Here is a 504-nt window from a genome sequence, read left to right as displayed (position 1 = left end):
GCAAGAAGGAGCAATATCTGTTGTCTCACTGTATAACATTATATATGGCTTCATTTTTTTTACCTGTTTTTATCTAAGGACGTATAGCTTTGCAAATACAAAAGGGGGCTGTCTTGTTTAGTTTCAATATGGTTGAATTTTATTGTGGTACAAATTAGCAAGATAAAACCTATTATTATTACTTTAAAAGAACGCATTTCAGTATTTTTTGTTAATCCAGCATAATACTGGACGTCATTACTACTGGCAACAAAATCGAAATACAATGATTTAGTTAATGCATATTCTTCTTTGGAGGTGCGTAAACTTTTAAATGAAGATCGATGAAATCCAGAAACAGAAACTGAACGCCGCAATAATAATATTAAATCAAGTAAGTCGAGCATGTTTATTAAGACAAGATAAAAAATCAACAAGGTAGTAATGTTTAACTGTAGCTCTATAAGCTTTGAGTATGCATATACCAATGCAGCTGAAAATGCCAGTATAACTGTCGTATAATAA

The 504-nt window shown here is 31.2% G+C and carries 1 pseudogene; it reads right to left on the bottom strand.

Features of this window, described 5'->3' with window-relative positions:
- Positions 1–59: 59 nt before the first annotated feature.
- Positions 60–504 (bottom strand): annotated as a pseudogene (locus IM295_RS23200) (hypothetical protein); the annotation flags it as partial.

Source organism: Enterobacter cloacae complex sp. P14RS (assembly GCF_014895895.1).
GTDB classification, from domain to species: Bacteria; Pseudomonadota; Gammaproteobacteria; order Enterobacterales; family Enterobacteriaceae; genus Enterobacter; species Enterobacter bugandensis.
This window is presented reverse-complemented; position numbering and strand designations above follow the sequence as displayed.